The 17,848-nt window shown below is 66.1% G+C and carries 15 protein-coding genes; 11 read left to right on the top strand and 4 right to left on the bottom strand.

Annotated features, from left to right (window positions below; translation table 11 throughout):
• Positions 1 to 128: 128 nt before the first annotated feature.
• Positions 129 to 275 (top strand): hypothetical protein, encoded by a 147-nt coding sequence (locus ACFRAH_RS09945; protein WP_377990727.1) that lies wholly within the window; start codon positions 129 to 131, stop codon positions 273 to 275.
• A 19-nt stretch (positions 276 to 294) separates the two neighbouring features.
• Here ACFRAH_RS09945 and ACFRAH_RS09940 read toward each other — a convergent pair whose 3' ends face one another.
• On the bottom strand, positions 295 to 1,257 hold the full coding sequence (locus ACFRAH_RS09940; RefSeq protein WP_377990726.1) for a sugar-binding transcriptional regulator: 963 nt from the start codon (positions 1,255 to 1,257) through the stop codon (positions 295 to 297).
• Positions 1,258 to 1,396: 139 nt separating this feature from the next.
• Here ACFRAH_RS09940 and ACFRAH_RS09935 point away from each other — a divergent pair, with 139 nt between their 5' ends.
• The 9 genes from ACFRAH_RS09935 to holA all read left to right on the top strand — a co-directional run bounded on the left by ACFRAH_RS09935 (position 1,397) and on the right by holA (position 14,236).
• The gene (locus ACFRAH_RS09935; RefSeq protein WP_377990725.1) at positions 1,397 to 3,184 is read left to right on the top strand and encodes a glycerol-3-phosphate dehydrogenase/oxidase; all 1,788 of its coding nucleotides are present in this window, start codon (positions 1,397 to 1,399) and stop codon (positions 3,182 to 3,184) included.
• A gap of 56 nt (positions 3,185 to 3,240) precedes the next feature.
• Complete coding sequence (locus ACFRAH_RS09930) at positions 3,241 to 3,987, top strand: MIP/aquaporin family protein (protein ID WP_377990724.1); 747 nt, start codon at positions 3,241 to 3,243, stop codon at positions 3,985 to 3,987.
• A 91-nt stretch (positions 3,988 to 4,078) separates the two neighbouring features.
• Positions 4,079 to 5,593 (top strand): glycerol kinase GlpK, encoded by a 1,515-nt coding sequence (glpK, locus tag ACFRAH_RS09925; protein ID WP_377990723.1) that lies wholly within the window; start codon positions 4,079 to 4,081, stop codon positions 5,591 to 5,593.
• Between the two features lie 396 nt (positions 5,594 to 5,989).
• Positions 5,990 to 8,515, top strand: coding sequence for a leucine--tRNA ligase (leuS, locus tag ACFRAH_RS09920; RefSeq protein WP_377990872.1), 2,526 nt, complete (start codon positions 5,990 to 5,992; stop codon positions 8,513 to 8,515).
• Positions 8,516 to 8,587: 72 nt separating this feature from the next.
• The gene (locus tag ACFRAH_RS09915; RefSeq protein ID WP_377990722.1) at positions 8,588 to 9,610 is read left to right on the top strand and encodes a DegV family protein; all 1,023 of its coding nucleotides are present in this window, start codon (positions 8,588 to 8,590) and stop codon (positions 9,608 to 9,610) included.
• A gap of 372 nt (positions 9,611 to 9,982) precedes the next feature.
• The gene (locus ACFRAH_RS09910; protein ID WP_377990721.1) at positions 9,983 to 10,168 is read left to right on the top strand and encodes a hypothetical protein; all 186 of its coding nucleotides are present in this window, start codon (positions 9,983 to 9,985) and stop codon (positions 10,166 to 10,168) included.
• A gap of 351 nt (positions 10,169 to 10,519) precedes the next feature.
• Positions 10,520 to 11,308: a helix-hairpin-helix domain-containing protein gene (locus tag ACFRAH_RS09905; protein ID WP_377990720.1), complete on the top strand. Its 789-nt coding sequence runs from the start codon at positions 10,520 to 10,522 to the stop codon at positions 11,306 to 11,308.
• Between the two features lies 1 nt (position 11,309).
• The gene (locus ACFRAH_RS09900; protein WP_377990719.1) at positions 11,310 to 13,286 is read left to right on the top strand and encodes a ComEC/Rec2 family competence protein; all 1,977 of its coding nucleotides are present in this window, start codon (positions 11,310 to 11,312) and stop codon (positions 13,284 to 13,286) included.
• Positions 13,223 to 14,236, top strand: coding sequence for a DNA polymerase III subunit delta (gene holA, locus ACFRAH_RS09895; protein ID WP_377990718.1), 1,014 nt, complete (start codon positions 13,223 to 13,225; stop codon positions 14,234 to 14,236). Before ACFRAH_RS09900 ends, holA begins: the two co-directional genes overlap by 64 nt.
• Before the next feature lies 1 nt (position 14,237).
• Here the strand turns inward: holA and ACFRAH_RS09890 are convergent, their stop codons facing one another.
• Both ACFRAH_RS09890 and ACFRAH_RS09885 read right to left on the bottom strand, forming a co-directional pair.
• A complete protein-coding gene (locus tag ACFRAH_RS09890; protein ID WP_377990717.1) occupies positions 14,238 to 15,263 on the bottom strand; it encodes an aldo/keto reductase in 1,026 nt (341 codons plus the stop codon).
• Positions 15,264 to 15,288: 25 nt separating this feature from the next.
• Entirely contained in the window at positions 15,289 to 16,170 is an 882-nt protein-coding gene (locus tag ACFRAH_RS09885) for an aldo/keto reductase (protein WP_377990871.1), read from the bottom strand.
• 304 nt (positions 16,171 to 16,474) lie between these two features.
• Here ACFRAH_RS09885 and ACFRAH_RS09880 point away from each other — a divergent pair, with 304 nt between their 5' ends.
• Positions 16,475 to 17,356: a helix-turn-helix transcriptional regulator gene (locus ACFRAH_RS09880; RefSeq protein ID WP_377990716.1), complete on the top strand. Its 882-nt coding sequence runs from the start codon at positions 16,475 to 16,477 to the stop codon at positions 17,354 to 17,356.
• Between the two features lie 210 nt (positions 17,357 to 17,566).
• Here ACFRAH_RS09880 and rpsT read toward each other — a convergent pair whose 3' ends face one another.
• On the bottom strand, positions 17,567 to 17,827 hold the full coding sequence (gene rpsT, locus ACFRAH_RS09875; protein ID WP_003800822.1) for a 30S ribosomal protein S20: 261 nt from the start codon (positions 17,825 to 17,827) through the stop codon (positions 17,567 to 17,569).
• Positions 17,828 to 17,848: the final 21 nt, after the last annotated feature.

The following is a 17,848-nucleotide window of genomic DNA, read 5'->3' as shown; positions in this document are numbered from 1 at the left end:
AGACTTGACGTTTAACCTTGAATGTCTATTGACCTTTATCAATGAAGGTCTATAGTTAAGGGTATCACCCGGGGAGGTCGGAGAGGCCTACCCGTACAGATCGGAACGTCGAAGCGAAAGGAAAGACGATGACACGCGAAGAAGCTTTCGCAAGATGCACTCCGGACTCGTACGTCGAGTTCTACGGCGGCCGGTGGCTCGTCGTCCCGTTCGCCCAGGTGGAGCAGCCCCTGTTCTTCGTTTGCTCGCCGGGTACGCTCCGCAGCGGCCACTAGGCTTGGTCTTACCGGACGCTCAGTTTCCGTTGTCAAGGCTGACCAGCCGCCGGGCCGAGGCCTCGTCAAGAATCAGGTCAGTCGCCAGCCCGGCCACCAGCGCCCCACGTAGACCGTTGATCTTGGACGCGCCGGACACCACGCAGATCCGCCGGCGCACTTGGCGCAGTTGTTCCAGCGAGGGACCAGTGGACCGTTCGTTCAGGGTGATGCCGTCCGAAGAGCCGTCGCTGCGGAAGAAGACTGTGGCCACGTCCCCGACAACGTCGGATTTTGCCAGCGTGAGCAGATCGTCCTCGTCGAGGTAACCGCCGGCGTACACGTGGCTGGGGTAGTCGGCGTCGACCGAGCCCACGCCGAAAATCGCAATGCTCATGCGGGACTGCAGGTCGAGGATGCGCTGCACGCTCCGCTCATTCCACATCGCTGTCTTCGTGGCCGCGTGGTCGAAGAAGGCAGGCACGGGAAACTGTTCAACGCGCGCCCCGTAGGCGCTGCCGAAGCGCCGCATGATGTCGCTGGCGTAGGTGATGCCAGTGGTCTGCATGTTGCCCGCGCCGTTCAGCTGCACCACCACGCTGTCATGGGTAATCTTGCGCGTCAGGTGGCGGCTTACGGCGCTGAGTGTGGATCCCCATGCCACTCCGATGATCGCGTTCGAGTCCACCAGGGGTCCGATGGTGCGCGCTGCCTGCATGGCCACGCGGTCCAGCGTCTCAGCCTCGTTGAGGGTGTCCAGGACGGGAACCACGTGCACATCCACCTTGTACTGAGCCCGGATTAGCCGCTCCAGCTCCGGTCCGGTATCCAGCGGGCTGCGGATTTGGATCTGCACCAGGCCCGTCTCCCGGGCCGTGGAAAGCAGCCGGGAAACGGTGGAGCGGGAGGTCCGCAATTCCCGGGCGATGGCGTCCATGGTGAGGTCCTGCATGTAGTAGAGCTGGGCGGCGCGCAGCGCTTCGGAATGTCTGGGACGGGGCATGCCTGGTTCCGTTCTGCACGTTTGTGCATAGTGCTTGACGTTATTTTCCATTAATCCAAACAATAGTGGTGAACGGCCCCGCACCATTCGGTGCGCCGCCTGCAACAAGCTCTTACGAACCAACCCAAAGGAGCCAGATTTGGGACTGAAGGATTCATCCGGCCATACCGACAGCACCCCCGCCGCGGGCGCGGAGCGCGAGTCCGTCTCCCGGCTGCGCCGGCGGCCCAACGCCCAGGTTCTGATCGTGGGCGGCGGCATCAACGGCGTCGGAACATTCCGCGACCTCGGCCTGCAGGGGGTCGACGTGGCGCTGGTGGAGCGCGGGGACTACTGCCAGGGTGCCAGTGGCGCCTCGTCCCACATGATCCACGGCGGCATCCGCTACCTGGAAAACGGCGAATTCCGGCTCGTTCGGGAGTCCGTGGTTGAGCGCAACCGGCTCCTGAGGATCGCGCCGCACTACGTGAAGCCGCTGCAGACCACCATTCCAATCTTCAGCACGTTCTCAGGTGTCCTTGCCGCGCCGCTGCGGTTCCTCACGCACAAGCAGCAGGGCAAACCGAAGGAGCGCGGCGCCTTCCTGATCAAGCTGGGCCTCAGCCTTTACGATTCTTTTTCCCGTGACGGCGGCAGCGTCCCGCGCCACCAGTTCCGCAGGCGCCAGAAGGCGCTGGCCGAGCTCCCGATGCTGCACCCCGGCGTCAAATACACGGCCACCTACTTCGACGCGTCCGTTCACAACCCGGAGCGCCTCACCCTTGATGTCCTGCAGGACGGCGAGAAAGCCGGAGCGCAAAAGGCCACGGCCCGGGCCAGTAACTACCTCTCCCTGGTCTCCGTGAAGTCCAACGCGGACGGTTCCAGCACTGCAGTCCTCCGGGATGAACTCACCGGCGACGAGTTCGGCTTCACCGCGGACGTCATCGTCAACACCACCGGCGCGTGGGTTGACCTCACGAACGAGGCAATGGGCGCGCCCACCTCCTTCATGGGCGGGACCAAGGGTTCCCATATCGTCCTTGACCACCCCGGGCTGCTGGCTGCGTGCAATGGACGCGAGATCTTCTTCGAACACACAGATGGCCGGATCGTGCTGATCTATCCGATGGGTGACCGCGTCCTGGTCGGTACTACTGACGTCGACGCCGACATGTCGGAAGACGCGGTCTGCACGGAAGAGGAAGTCGAGTACTTCTTCGACCTCATCGGCCATGTCTTCCCGGACATCGCCGTGAACCGCAGCCAGATTGTCTATTCGTTCTCGGGCGTGCGGCCGCTGCCGCGGCACGACGCAACCCAGCCGGGGTTCGTGTCGAGGGACTACCGCATCGAGCGGCGGGCTCCGCAGACAGGCACCCAGGCGGGCGGCGCCGTCGTCCTCAGCCTGGTGGGTGGCAAGTGGACCACCTTCCGGGCACTGGCCGAACACCTGACCGACGACGTTCTCACCGAACTTGGAAGCGAACGGAAGCTGTCGACGGCGAAACTCGCCATCGGCGGTGGCTCAGGATTCCCGGACAGCGAAGCCGGCATCCAGAAATGGATCAAGGCGCACATGGCTCCCACCCGGGATGCTGACCGGACAGCCGGCGTCCTCACCAGGTACGGCACCCGCGCCGAGGAAGTCATCAGCTATCTCGACGCCGGCCCCGACCGCCCGTTGCGATCCACCCGGGAGCTGAGCGTCAGGGAACTTCAGTTCATGGCCGCGAACGAACAGATCGGCCATCTCGTGGACGTCCTGATCCGGCGCACATCCCTCGCCTTCCGCGGCCTGGTCACGGGGGAACTGCTGAATGAGGTTGCCCAGGCCCTGGCCGAGCCGCTCGGCTGGGATGCTGCAGGAGTTACCGCCGAAATCAACCACGCGCAGGAGGTGCTGAAGCGATACCACGGCGTCGAGGTTCACAGCCTCGTCGCGTAGCGGGAAGCCGTCCTTCAACCGCGAAGGACTGACAACAGAAAATAGAGGAGTCAAAGATGTCTCTTGGATTGGTCTTTCTTTCCGAACTATTCGGAACCGCGATGCTGACCCTCCTGGGTTGCGGCGTTGTGGCCAACGTTGCCCTGAAAGGCACGAAGGGCAACAACGGAGGATTCCTGATGGTCACGTGGGGATGGGGCATCGCCGTTTTCTCCGGCGTGTACGTTGCCGCCCACTCCGGCGCCCACCTTAACCCGGCCGTCACCCTGGGCCTGCTCGTTCACCGCAACGCCGAATACGCACCCGGCGTCCCGGTGGACGCTGCTTCCACCTTCACATACTTCGGCGGGGAACTGACCGGAGCATTCCTGGGCGCCGTGGTCACATGGCTGGCGCACAAGCAGCACTTCGACGTCGAGCCTGAGCCAGCCAGCAAGCTCGCGGTATTTTCCACCGGCCCGGCCATCCGCTCCACGCCCTGGAACCTGATCACCGAAATCATCGGCACGTTCGTGCTGGTCTTCGTGATCCTCACCTTCGGCGGGACCCCCTCGGGGCTTGGCCCGCTTGCTGTAGCCCTCCTGGTGGTCGGCATCGGCGTATCCCTTGGCGGTCCCACCGGCTACGCAATCAACCCGGCCCGTGACCTGGGACCGCGCATTGCCCACGCCATCCTGCCCATCAAGGGCAAGGGCTCCAGCGACTGGGGCTACTCCTGGATTCCGGTGGTCGGCCCCCTGATCGGCGGGACGCTGGCAGGCCTGGCCGGTCTGCTCCCGATCGTATTCAGCGCGGCCACCTGACACCTGACCCACGGCACGACTCCGGCAGCACAACGATTTTCCGTTTTACGCACATTTCCTCACTAGAAAGCACAACGACAAGGACGTCATCATGAGCCAATACGTAATCGCCGTCGACCAGGGCACCACCAGCACCCGCGCCATCATCTTTGACCACAGCGGCAGCATCGTGTCGTCCGGGCAGATGGAACACGAGCAGATCTTCCCGCAGGCCGGCTGGGTGGAGCACGATCCCATGGAAATCTGGGATAACACCCGCGAGGTCATCGGTTCCGCCCTGTCCAAGGCGAACCTGACCCGGCACGACATCGCCGCCGTCGGGATCACCAACCAGCGCGAAACGGCGGTGGTCTGGGACAAGACCACGGGCAAGCCGATCTACAACGCGATCGTGTGGCAAGACACCCGCACCCAGCCCATCGTTGATGAGCTGGCCAAGGACGGGGGAGCGGACCGGTTCAAACAGAAGGTCGGCCTGCCGCTGGCCACGTACTTCTCCGGTACCAAGATCAAGTGGATCCTGGACAACGTGGACGGCGCCCGGGAGAAAGCCGAAGCCGGCGACCTCGTCTTTGGCAACACCGACTGCTGGGTGCTGTGGAACCTCACCGGCGGCGTGGACGGCGGTGTGCACGTCACTGACGTCACCAACGCCTCGCGGACCATGTTCATGGACCTCGACACCCTGCAGTGGGACGAGGAGATCCTGGGCATCTTCGGCGTTCCCGCCACCATGATGCCCGCGATCAAGTCCTCCTCCGAGGTCTACGGCAACGTCCACACCTCGCAGTTGCTGCGGGAAGTTCCCGTGGCGGGCATCCTCGGCGACCAGCAGGCGGCCACGTTCGGCCAGGCCGCGTTCGAGACCGGCGAAGCGAAGAACACCTACGGCACCGGCTGCTTCCTGATCTTCAACACCGGCGAGGAGATCGTGCACTCCAAGAACGGGCTGCTGACCACCGTCGGCTACAAGCTGGGGGACGCGGCCCCGCACTACGCGCTGGAAGGGTCGATCGCCGTCACCGGTTCGCTCATCCAGTGGCTGCGCGACAACCTGAACATGATCAGCAGCGCGCCCGAAGTGGAGTCCCTGGCCGCCTCGGTGAAGGACAATGGCGGCGTGTACATCGTGCCGGCGTTCTCCGGGCTCTTCGCGCCCTATTGGCGCTCGGACGCGCGCGGCGCCATCGTGGGCCTGACCAGGTTCGTCAACAAGAGCCACATCGCCAGGGCCGCGCTCGAGGCCACCGCCTTCCAGACACGGGAAGTCCTGGACGCCGTCAACGCTGACTCCGGTGTTCCGCTCACCGAGCTGAAGGTCGACGGCGGCATGGTCGCCAACGATGCGCTCATGCAGTTCCAGGCGGACATCCTCGGCGTCCCCGTCATCCGGCCCAAAGTGGTGGAAACCACCGCGCTGGGGGCCGCCTACGCGGCCGGACTCGCCGTCGGCTTCTGGAAGGACCTCGGCGAACTGTCCGCCAACTGGTCCGAGGACAAGCGCTGGGAACCGAACCTGGACACGGAGGAACGGGAACGGCAGCTGCGCCTCTGGAAGAAGGCCGTCACCAAATCCATGGACTGGGTCGACGAGGACGTGAGGTAACCTTCTCGTCCCGTTCTCAAGGGGCCGCCTCACCTCCGCGAGGAAGGCGGCCCCTGCCCCGCCCGGTTCGCGGTGCCCACCACACCATGGGCGAGGGGCCGCCTTCCTCGCTTCTCCTGTGATGTCACCCAAGTGAACGGTGCGTCAGCTATTCAGCCGCTCGGGGCGACGGGGCTTAGGTGGCGGGGCGGGTATCGCGGTGCGCTAGAGTAGGTGTATGCGTGCGATCCTTCTGCTTAGCTAGCCGCTTGGTATCCCGAACAAATACGGATTATCGAGCGGCCGCCCCTCCATGTCGAGGGGCTTTTGTGTGTCCGGGGAAGCCTTCCCGGCGGGCGGCGGGGATCAGACCGTTGTGACAGGACAGAGGTCATGACAGAACAGAAGAGGGCAGCAGTGAGCGTTCAGCCGGAGACCGAAACCGGAACAGCAGCAAGTGGAGCGGAGGCGCCCGAGGAGGGCGCGTACAGCTTCGCGGCGATGGAAGCCCGGTGGCCGCAGGTGTGGGAAGACCTGAAGGTCTTCACCCCCGCCGACGACGGATCCCGGGAACGCCGCTATGTCCTGGACATGTTCCCCTACCCCTCCGGCGATCTCCACATGGGGCATGCCGAGGCGTTCGCAATGGGCGACGTGGTGGCCCGCTACCTGCGCCAGCAGGGGTACGACGTGCTGCACCCGATCGGCTGGGACTCGTTCGGGCTCCCCGCGGAGAACGCTGCCATCAAGCGCAACGCCCACCCGAGCGAGTGGACCTACGCCAACATCGACACCCAGGCCGCGTCCTTCAAGCGCTACGCCATCTCGGCAGACTGGTCCCGCCGCCTGCACACCTCGGACCCGGAGTACTACCGCTGGACGCAGTGGCTGTTCAAGCGCTTCTACGAGCGCGGCCTCGCCTACCGCAAGGACTCACCTGTCAACTGGTGCCCCAAGGACCTCACCGTGCTGGCCAACGAGCAGGTTGTCAACGGTGCCTGCGAACGCTGCGGCACGGCAGTGACCAAGAAGTCGCTGAACCAGTGGTACTTCAAAATCACCGAGTACGCGGACCGGCTGCTGGACGACATGACCGAGCTGCAGGGCCACTGGCCAGAGCGGGTTCTGGCGATGCAGCGCAACTGGATCGGCCGCTCGGAAGGCGCGCATGTCCGGTTCGTGATCGAGGCGTCCGACGGACGTGCCGAGCGTGAGGTCACGGTCTTCACCACGCGTCCGGATACCCTGTACGGCGCCACGTTCTTCGTCGTGGCCGCTGATGCGCACCTGGCCCTGGACCTGGTCACCCCCGAACACCACGACGCACTCATGGCATACCGTGAAAAGGTCAAGGCCCTTTCGGACATCGAACGCCAGTCCACGGAGCGCGAAAAGACCGGTGTGTTCACCGGCCGCTACGCCATCAACCCGCTGAACGGTGAAAAGCTGCCCGTCTGGGCAGCGGATTATGTCCTGGCCGACTACGGCACTGGCGCCATCATGGCTGTCCCCGCGCACGACCAGCGCGACCTCGACTTCGCCAGGGAGTTCGGCCTGCCTGTGCGTGCGGTGCTGGACACCGGCGAGGAAGATCCCGCAGTTTCCGGCAAGGCGACCGCCGGGGAGGGAACGCTGATCAACTCCGGCGTCCTTGACGGCATGCCCAAGAGCGACGCCATCCCCGAAGCCATCAGGATTCTCGAAGAACAGGGCACCGGCGAGAAGTTCGTCAACTTCCGGCTGCGCGACTGGCTCCTGAGCCGCCAGCGCTTCTGGGGCACCCCGATCCCCATCATCCATTGCGCCGAGTGCGGCGAGGTGCCGGTGCCCGACGAGCAGCTGCCGGTTACGCTGCCCGAGGACCTGCGCGGCGAGGCGCTGTCACCCAGGGGCACTTCGCCCCTGGCCGCAGCCGCAGAGTGGGTCAACGTCGAGTGCCCGAACTGTGGACGCGCGGCCCAGCGGGACACTGACACCATGGATACGTTCGTGGACTCGTCCTGGTACTTCCTGCGCTTCGTCTCCCCGCACTACACCGACGGCCCGTTCGATCCTGCGAAGATCAACGACTGGATGCCCGTCGGACAGTATGTCGGCGGCGTCGAGCACGCCATCCTGCATCTGCTCTACGCCCGCTTCTTCACCAAGGTCATTCACGACATGGGCCTGCTGGCGGCAGACGAGCCGTTCAGCGCCCTGCTCAATCAGGGCCAGGTGCTCAACGGCGGCAAGGCCATGAGCAAGTCGCTGGGCAACGGCGTCGACCTCGGCGAGCAGCTGGACAAATTCGGCGTCGACGCCGTCCGGCTCACCATGATCTTCGCGTCCCCGCCCGAGGACGACGTCGACTGGGCGGACGTTTCGCCGTCGGGCTCCGCGAAGTTCCTGGCCCGCGCCTGGCGCCTTGGCCAGGACGTCACCAGCGAGCCCGGGGTGGACTTCAGCGCCGGCGACCGCGCCCTGCGCTCGGTCACGCACCGGACCATCGCGGATGCGGCAGAACTCCTGGACAACAACAAATTCAACGTCGTGGTGGCCAAGCTGATGGAGCTGGTCAACGCTACCCGGAAGACCATCGATGCCGGCGCCGGCGGTGCCGACCCCGCCGTGCGGGAGGCGGCAGAGGCCGTGGCCGTCATCCTCAGCCTCTTCGCGCCCTACACCGCTGAAGACCTGTGGAACGTCCTGGGACACCCGGCATCCGTGGCCAACGCCGGATGGCCGTCGCACGACGAGGCCCTCCTGGTGCAGGAGACCATCACCGCGGTGGTCCAGGTCCAGGGCAAGGTCCGCGACCGCCTCGAGGTATCGCCGGCCATCTCCGAGGACGAACTGCGTGAGCTTGCGCTGGCCTCCGAGAACGTCCAGCGCGCCCTCGATGGCCGCGGCATCCGGACCGTGATCGTGCGGGCACCTAAACTGGTGAACATCGTCCCGGCCTAGCAGGGCGATAACTGGACGGATTCCGGCCGCCGGCACTGCCGGCGGCCGGAAAACAACTGCAAGGGGTGCGCCGTGATTGACCGTGAGCCGGCAGCCTGGCTGTGGTTGAAAGAGCACCTGGTCCGCCTCCGCCAGGCGACCAGACCGGGACAGGTCCCGCCCACGGGGGAGCCCGCCGTCGTCGTCCGCACTGCCGTGGTGACGGACTCCGCCGCTGCCCTGCCGGCCGACTGGGTGCGTGCTTTTTCCATCAACGGCCGGCTGACTGTCATTCCCATGCCCGTCATGGTCGGCGAGGAGATCTTCGGCGAAGGTGAGGACGACATCACCGGGACCATAGCCCTTGCTCTGGCTGCAGCGACTCCCGTCAAGACGTCCCGTCCGTCGCCGGGACAGTTTGAGCAGGCCTATCTCGCCGCCGAACGGCAGGGGTTCGAGTCCGTCGTGTCCATCCACATTTCCGGTAGTCTCTCCGGCACCGCTGATGCGGCCCGGCTCGCGGCCGGCCGGGTCAGCATCCCCGTTGAGGTGCTGGACACCCGCACCGTGGGGATGGCGCAGGGACTTGCCGTCCAGAGCGCCGTGGTGGCGGCGGCGGACGGGAGGGGCGCGGCTGAGGTGCGACTGCTCGCCGAGGAGCGCGCCGCCCGGAGCAAGGTCTATTTCTACGTGCCCAGCCTGGAGCAGTTGCGGCGCGGCGGACGTATTGGCGCTGCTGCCTCGCTCGTCGGTGCCATGCTGTCCATCAAGCCGATTCTGGCGGTCGACGGCGGCAAGATCGTTCCGCTGGAAAAAGTGCGGTCCGCGGCGAAGGCCATCGCACGGCTGGAGGAGATCGTGGTGGCGGAGGCCGAGGGCAGACCATTGGGGGAGGCCCGGCTGGCCATCCACCACTTCGGCAACCGGCCCGAGGCCGAGTTGCTTGCGGCCCGGCTGGCCGCGAAGCTCCCGGCGTGCCCTCCGGCTCAGATCAGCTCGCTCCCGGCCGTCCTGGCGGCGCACGCCGGGCTCGGCGTCCTTGCGGTGATCGTGGGGGAGAGCAGCGCATCGGTTGCCGGTTGCCTCGCGGCGGGCGGTACTGACACTGACAGCTAAGGCGTAGCTGCTTCTGTTTCGATGCGGTGCACTCGGTCCGACTCTTTGGTTCCAGACGATCCAGACAACCCCATCGGCGTCTACGGCTACTCAGGCGTGTCCGGTGACCCGGGCCCGGAATCTTGGAGGCTCCCCATATCTATGTCGAGAACTCGCTGGCTCTCGACGGACACGAACCTCCACTGCCAGTGGACCCATGGCCCGATTGGGCATCCTCGCCAGCAGCCTGGGAAGACTCCTGCCCCAACGTTCCGGTCGTCGGGGCGCCTAAACGACTGCTCACGCCTGCGCTGCACGAATGCCTCAACTGTTCATGCCCTACCAGCGGCGGGCCGCTGGTAGTACAGTCTCCCCACCGAGCAAGGAGGCCCCATGTCCATGCAAGTCCACCACGTCGCACAGTTGGACCGGGACGTGGCCGACGAAGTCACGAAATGGCTGAAGTACCTGAAGGGCCAGGTGACCGGCGTCCAGTTCCTCACCACCACGATCCCCGATCCCAAGGAGCCGGAGAAGTGGCGCGTGCAGTACGAGGCGTACATCACCTACCAGCGATAACTGAACTATCCACATAGGGCATGACGGGACTGTCGGTGGGATTGACCGTTTCCTAGCGTGGTGGATATGTCACGCCGGACCGCTGGAGCCGCAGCCCGCGATCAGTCGCGCGTTGGCGGGGGCCGTGCGTCCGGTCGGGCGGGCACGGTGGAGACACCGGCGGCCAGAAGACTGGCGGCCTCCCTCGGGCCGCCAGCCACGCCCGGCCTCCCCGGCGATGAAGTGACCGACCGGCGGCCGGGTGACGGCGCTACGGGCTTGCTGGAGCCGGGCACTACAGGTGGCTTTGTCTACGGCAGGCAGTCAGGTTCGGCCGGGTCTGCGAAGTCCGGCGAAGTGTTGGAACCACGCTTGCGCTGGCGCCTTGGTATCCGCGCGGCGGCATTGGTGGGCGTCTTGTCGCTGCTTGCCGGAGCACTGCTCTGGTGGCAGGCGGCGGCCAACGGACCCGTTGTCATTCCGCTCAGTTCATTCACCCACGACGCGGCGGGCGAGTCGGCCGGCAACCCGTCTGACCGGGAGAATGGCGGCACGGAAAGCGGGTCGAACGAAGACGGGACTAACGGTGATGGGAACGACGCCGACGGAAAAGAAGGAAACGGGGCGGACAGCAAAAGCCCGGCGGCGGGGAATGTTGTGGTGCACGTTGCCGGGGCGGTGAAAAAGGCCGGAGTGGTCCGGCTTCCGCGGGGGAGCCGGGTTCACCAGGCTATCGCTGCTGTCGGAGGCGGCAGCCGGGATGCAGACCTCGACCGCCTCAACCTTGCGTCCCTGCTGGAAGACGGACAGAAAATCTACGTGCCGCGTCGGGGGGAGGCGGCACCGGCTGACACGTCGGGTGGCCCGCCGGCGGACCGCCCCGGGTCGGGCGGCACGTCGGGCGGCACGTCGGGCGGGGGTGGCCCCGCTGGCGGTGGAAGCCCCGGGGCTGCGGGCGGCGGTGCGGGAGCCAAGGTCAACCTCAACACGGCCACCGCCGAACAGCTCGCAGAACTGCCGAAGGTGGGCCCGGTGCTGGCTCAGCGGATCGTCGACTGGCGCATGCAGCAGGGCCCCTTCAAATCGCCGGAGGAACTGGACGCCGTCGACGGCGTCGGCCCCAAAATGCTGGAAACGCTCCTTCCGCTGGTGACCATCTGACATGGATGGCAGGAACGGACGCGCACCCAGTCGGTGGCACCGCTATGTCCAAGCCGCCGTGGAGTCTCCACGGGTTGACTCTGCACGGCGCGACTCCGCGGCTACAGGCTCCAGACAGGACGGTTCTGCACCGGGCGCCGCCGCACCTGCTCCACCTATCAGTCCGGGGCCTCCATTCCGCCCCAGAGCCGCGAGTGTCCTCAGTGGCAAGATTCGAGCTGACATCCGCCGTCGTTTGCTGCCGGACCCAAAGGACACGGCAGCAGCTGAACAGAACCGCCGCCGGACCGACCTTCGCCTTGTCCCCGCCACACTGCTGGTCTGGGCAGCCACCGTCGCGGGGCCCTGGCTGACGCCGACCACTCTCCTGCTTGTTTGGAGTGGACTTGCGGCATCCGCCGGCGCACTGCTGGCCATGGTCCTGCGGAGGAAGAAAGCCGGAGGACACTGGCGGCGCACCTTCCTGACGACGCTCACCGCAGCACTCATGCTGGCCGCCGCATCGACTGCACATTCGGCGGTGTCATCGGCGCAGCGCTCGGACGAGCACATGGCCGGACTAATCGCCGGGCGGAAATCAGTTGTGGCGGAAGCCGAGCTGACCGGGGCACCGCGTGCCCTCAAGACGCCGGGCCCCTCCGGGCGCGCCGAACGCTGGGCGGTGGCGGCGGTGGTCCGGGCGTTGACGTCGGGAGGCCAAGTCGCGCGGGCCCAGCTCCCGGTGGTCATCATCGGCGGTCACGAGTGGCAACACGCGGGCACCGGCCAGTTGATCAGGGTGACAGGAAAGCTCCGGCCTCCGGATGCGGGCCGCGTCGAGGCGGCAATTCTGACCGCTTCATCGCCGCCCGCCCGGCTGGCAGCGGCACAGGACTGGCAGCAGGCCCCGGCTGCCTTGGGCAAGCGGTTTGCTTCGGCCTCCGCCTGGCTTCCCCCCGATGCTCGCGGCCTGCTTCCCGGCATGGTTACCGGCGACACGGGCGGACTCAGCGAGGAACTGGAAACGGTCATGAAAACCGTTGGCCTGACACACCTGACTGCCGTCTCCGGGGCCAACTGCAGCCTCATTCTTGGTGCGCTGCTGCTGGCTGCACGTTCGCTGCGCCTGGGCAGGATCCCTGCCGCGGCATGCGCCCTGGCAGGCCTTGGTTTGTTTGTCCTCATGGTGGGACCGGACGCCAGCGTCCTCAGGGCCTCGCTGATGGGAGCTGTTGCCGTCGCTTCCCTTGCAGGTGGCCGGGCCGGCAGGGGACTGAGCTTCCTCTGCCTCGCCGTGATCGCCCTGCTGCTCGTGGAACCGGAGTTGGGCGCGAGTTTCGGGTTCCTGCTCTCTGTCCTGGCCACGCTGGGGATTATTGTGCTGGGACGCAGCATTATGGGCTGGTTTCCGCCCCGCGTGCCGCGCTGGGTTGCGGCGGCGGTCGCGGTTCCGCTGTCAGCCCAGGTGCTGTGCGGCCCGGTCATTGTGCTGCTGCAGCCGCAGTTTGCCACGTATTCGCTGCTGGCCAATGTCCTGGTAGCCCCTCTCGTCGCGCCCGTCACCATCCTGGGTACCGCTGCTGTGCCCGTCTTGCCCTTCCTGCCGTGGCTGGCGGCTGTGCTAATCGGCATTGCGGGGCTCTTTGCCGGTGCCGTGGCTTCCATCGCCCGCTTCACGGCCGGGCTTCCCGGCGCCGCACCGTCATGGCCGGAAGGGGTGTTCGGCCTGCTGACCATGTTGCTGTTTTCCATGCTGACGCTGGTCGCCTTGTGGATTGCCGTCCATCCTGCCCACACCGTCAAACTGGTCCTGGCGGCCCACGCCCACACCGTGCGCTTCCTGGACCGGCTGCCTGAGGTCCGGCTCCGCCGCACCGCCCCCGGGAGCCGTGGGAGACTTAGAGTCTGCAATTTGAACTCCGGGAGGAATCACGAGTGGCCGCTGCCCAGCAACGACCGAAGACGCCGGCAGCCAATTCGGCGTCCTGGCGGGACGTAACCCCTGCGGCCGTCGTCCTGATAACAGGCCCCGAGGAGTACCTCGGCATCCGGGCGATGGACCGTATCCGGACCCAGGTACGTGCGGCGGCTCCCGACGTGGAAGTCACCAGGCTCAGTGCCGGCGCATACGAGGCCGGGGCGCTGGCCATGAACGTCAGCCCGTCGCTGTTCGGTGAGAGCAAGCTGATCGAGGTGGACGGCCTCGAAGCTATGAATGACGCTTTCCTGGCCGACGGACTGACGTACCTCAAACACGTCGAGCAGGACGCCGTGCTGGTGCTCCGGCACGGAGGCGGAACGCGCGGCAAGAAGCTGCTCGACGCCGTGAAGGCCGGCGGCTGGCCGATTGTCGACTGCCAGCCGCTGAAAAAGGACGCGGAGAAGACCGCCTTCGTCACGGCGGAATTCAAGGCCGCCGGCCGGCGGATCACGCCCGACGCGGTCCAGTCCCTGGTCAACGCCGTCGGCGCGAACCTGTCCGAACTTGCGGCCGCGTGCAGCCAGCTCGTTGCCGACGCCTCGACCGCCGTCGACGCCGACATGGTCGACAGGTACTACGGCGGAAGGATCGAGGCGACAGCCTTCAAGGTGGCTGACGCAGCCATGGCCGGCAACGGCCCGCTTGCCCTGTCCACGCTCCGCCACGCGCTGGCAACGGGTGCCGATCCGGTACCGCTCGTCGCCGCGTTGGCGGCGAAGCTGCGGACCGTCGCCAAGGTGGCGGGCGCCAAGGGCTCGGCTGCGCAAATCGCCAAGCAACTGGGCATGCAGCCCTGGCTCGTGGAGCAGGCGCAGCGTGACGTCCGCAGATGGACGCCGGAAGGCCTCGCCCGGTCGATTCAGGTCACGGCCGAGGCTGACGCCCAGGTCAAAGGCCTTTCCCGCGATCCCGTCTACGCCGTCGAACACGCCGTCACCGTCATCGCCTCCGCCGCCCGCGGCCGTTAGCTCACTGCTGTCTCCGCCGGCGGGCCTGCGCTGTGAGCTCGTGGGCTCCGTAGCTGTTGTCTTCGGGATTGACGGTCACACCGGGTGCGACGATCTTGTCGATGCGCTCCAGCACATCGGTGGACAGGGCCAGGCCGGCCGCCGGGAGATAGGACTCCAGCTGCTCCATGGTGCGCGGACCGACAATTGCTGCCGTGACGGCGGGATGGTTGATCACGAACGCGATCGCCAGCTCGATCAGGCTAAGCCCCGCCTGGTCGGCGAGCTGGGCGAGTTCCTCGACGATGTCGAGCTTGCGCTGGTTGGCCGGGCTCGTCATATCGAACCTGGCGCCCGGACGGGCGGTCGAGGTGGGGGAGGAGGCTTTGTCTTTCCGCCAGCGCCCGGAGAGCCAGCCGCCGGCGAGCGGACTGTATGTCAGTGTGCCCATCCCGTGGCGCTGCGCCGCAGGGAGAACATCCTCCTCGATGCCGCGTACCAGGATCGAGTATGGCGGCTGCTCCGTGACGAAACGCTCCAGGTGCCGCTCCCGGGACGCCCACTGGGCCTCCACGATCTGGGATCCGGAGAAGGATGAGGACCCTATGTAGCGCACCTTGCCCTGGCGGACGAGGTCGGTGAGGGCTCCGAGGGTCTCCTCCACGTCCGTGTCAGGGCCGGGCCGGTGGACTTGGTAGAGGTCAATGTAATCGGTGTTCAGGCGGCGCAGGGAACTCTCAACCGCGCGCATGATCCAGCGGCGGGATCCTCCGCGCTGGTTGGGGCCGTCACCCATGGGCATGAAGAACTTGGTGGCGAGGAATACGTCGTCGCGCCGGCCCTGGAGCGCCTCCCCGACGATGTCCTCCGAAACGCCGCCGGAGTACACGTCGGCGGTGTCGACGAAGTTGATTCCTGCGTCAAGTGCGCGGTGGATGATGCGGATGGAGTCGGAGCGGTCGTCGTTGCCCCAGGGCCCGAACATCATCGCGCCGAGGCATAGGGGACTGACCTGCACACCGGTGCGGCCGAGGTGGCGGTATTCCATGCTGGTTCCTTCTCTCTCTCGGGTCTTAGGCTTCGGGGATGACCATGGCAAAGCGCTCCGGGCGGGCTTCGTCCGGATCCGGTCCGTTGCGCACGCCCGTGTCCAGTGCGTCGATGGCCGCCAGCTCATCGGAACTGAGCTCGAAGTCGAAGACGTTGAAGTTCTCGCTGATGCGCGCCGGGTTGGTCGATTTGGGGATGGCGGAGCGGCCCTGCTGCAGGTGCCAGCGCAGCATCACCTGGGCGGGGGTCTTGCCGTGCGCATTCCCGACGGCGGCAATCGCCGGTTCTTCCATCACATTCCGGCGGTTCTCGCCCCAGCCGGGGTAGAAGGTGATGCCGCCGATCGGGGACCACGCCTGCGTGAGGATGCCGTTAACGGCGTCGGCTGCCTGGACAGCCGGCTGCGCGAAGTAGGGGTGCACTTCGATCTGGTTGACGGCGGGAACTACGTCCGTGGCCGCGAGCAGCTCCTCGAGGTGGTGGGGCATGAAGTTGCTGACGCCGATCGCCCGCACGCGCCCATCAGCGAGCAACGTCTCCAGCGCCTTGTACGCGGCGATGGTTTTTTCGAACCGGTCGGGTGCAGGCTGGTGCAGAATGAACAGGTCCAGGTAGTCAGTGCCAAGCTTGCCGGCTGCCTTCTTCCAAGCATGCAGGGTCTGGTCGTGGCCGTAGTCGCTGACCCAGACCTTGGTTTCGATGAAGACGTCCGGACGGTCGGGACCGGAACGGCGGATGCCGTCGCCAACCTCCCTCTCGTTGCCGTACGCGGCGGCGGTGTCGATGTGCCGGTAGCCGGCGGCCAGTGCGGCCTCGACCGCCGCAGTCGTCTGCTCCGGCGGGCTCTGGAAGACGCCCAGGCCAAGGGCGGGAATCGTGACGCCGTTATTGAGTGTGAATTCCATGGTCATGCCTTTCACGCTAATCAGATGGGTTGGTTGTTGGTGGGGGGGACGTCAGTTCGCCAGCCGCCGCCGCACCGGGGCTAAAAGGACAACGAGCACCAGGCCGGGGCAGAACGCCGCGATCGTCATCATGAAGCAGCTGGCGAGGATGACCGCAAGGACGGCCACCGGCCGGGGAGCGGATGATGGGGGCGGCGTTCATGCATTCAATGCAACCCTGGCCTGCACGTGCGCGGGAGTTCCTGCCGTTCCAAGTAATGCCAGACCCTCCCTCGGCCATCATGGCCCGCGTAGCCTTGAGGCCATGACACACAGCGACGACGTGCGGAAGTTTTTGACCTCCCGCCGGGCCCGACTCAGTCCCGACGAAGCCGGCCTGCCACTCTACGGCGGCAACCGACGGGTGGCTGGCCTGCGCCGCGAAGAAGTCGCGATGCTTGCCGGACTGAGCGTCGACTACTACATACGCATGGAGCGCGGCAACCTCACCGGTGCGTCGGACAGCGTCCTTGAGGCCCTTGGGCGAGCTCTGCGGCTCGATGAGGCGGAAACGGCGCACCTTTTCGACCTCGCCCGCGCGGCCACCAGTTCCCCCCGGACGCGGCGGAAACGCAGCCCGCAGACTGTCCGGCCGAGCGTGCAGCGCGTCATCGATGCCATCACTGCGGCGCCCGCCTGGGTCCGCAATGACCGCGGGGATGTCCTGGCCGCCAACGAACTCGGCCGGGCGCTGTACCTGGACCTCATGGCGGAGCGGGTCACGCCGCCGAACAGCGCACGGTTCACCTTCCTGAATCCGAAGGCGCGGAAGTTCTTTGCAGACTGGGAGCGGGCCGCGGACGACATCGTTGCGGTACTCCGCTCCACGGCAGGGAAAAACCCCTACGACAAAGACCTCACGGACCTGATCGGTGAACTCTCCACCCGGAGTGAGGAGTTCCGCTCCCGCTGGGCCCGGCACGACGTGAAATACCACCGCACGGGCCGGAAACGGCTCCACCATCCGATCGTCGGGGATCTGGATCTAAGCTTCGAAGCGCTCGAGCTGCCCGGCGATCCGGGGCTGCGCATCAACGTGTACACCGCCGAACCCGGGACACCTTCCGAGGACGCGTTGAAAGTCCTGGCCAGCTGGGCGGCGACCCAGCGGGAGCCGGCCGCGATTTCCCTCGAGGAGACGAAATAACGGGCCAGCCAGCCACCGGGCTCATCGTCGGCGCCACCGCAGCGTCGGACGCCTTGCCGTCGCCGACTCGCAGTGGCAGGGACATGCCGTCCGTCCCGCCGTCGGAGGTTCCCGCCGTCGTGCTTTGAAAGAGCCGGTGTAAGTTAAAAGAGAAGTGGCCGGCACCAATGGTGCCGGCCACAAGCATCAGTTCAGATGAACTGGAAAACCTTAGAGTGCGTTGACCTTTTTGGAGATCGCCGACTTGCGGTTTGCAGCGTTGTTCTTGTGCAGAACACCCTTGCTGACAGCCTTGTCCAGCTTACGGCTGGCAGAAACGAGCGCAGTAGTAGCAGCTTCCTTGTCAGAGGACTCAACGGCGGTGTTGACGGCGCGGATGGCCGTCTTCAGCTCGGACTTGACTGCGTTGTTGCGCAGGCGAGCCTTCTCGTTGGTCAGGATGCGCTTCTTCTGGGACTTGATATTTGCCACGTGTGAACTCTCTTTGTAATG

Origin of the sequence: Arthrobacter sp. NPDC056727, assembly GCF_042790555.1 — a bacterium.
GTDB lineage: Bacteria > Actinomycetota > Actinomycetes > Actinomycetales > Micrococcaceae > Arthrobacter.
This window is presented reverse-complemented; position numbering and strand designations above follow the sequence as displayed.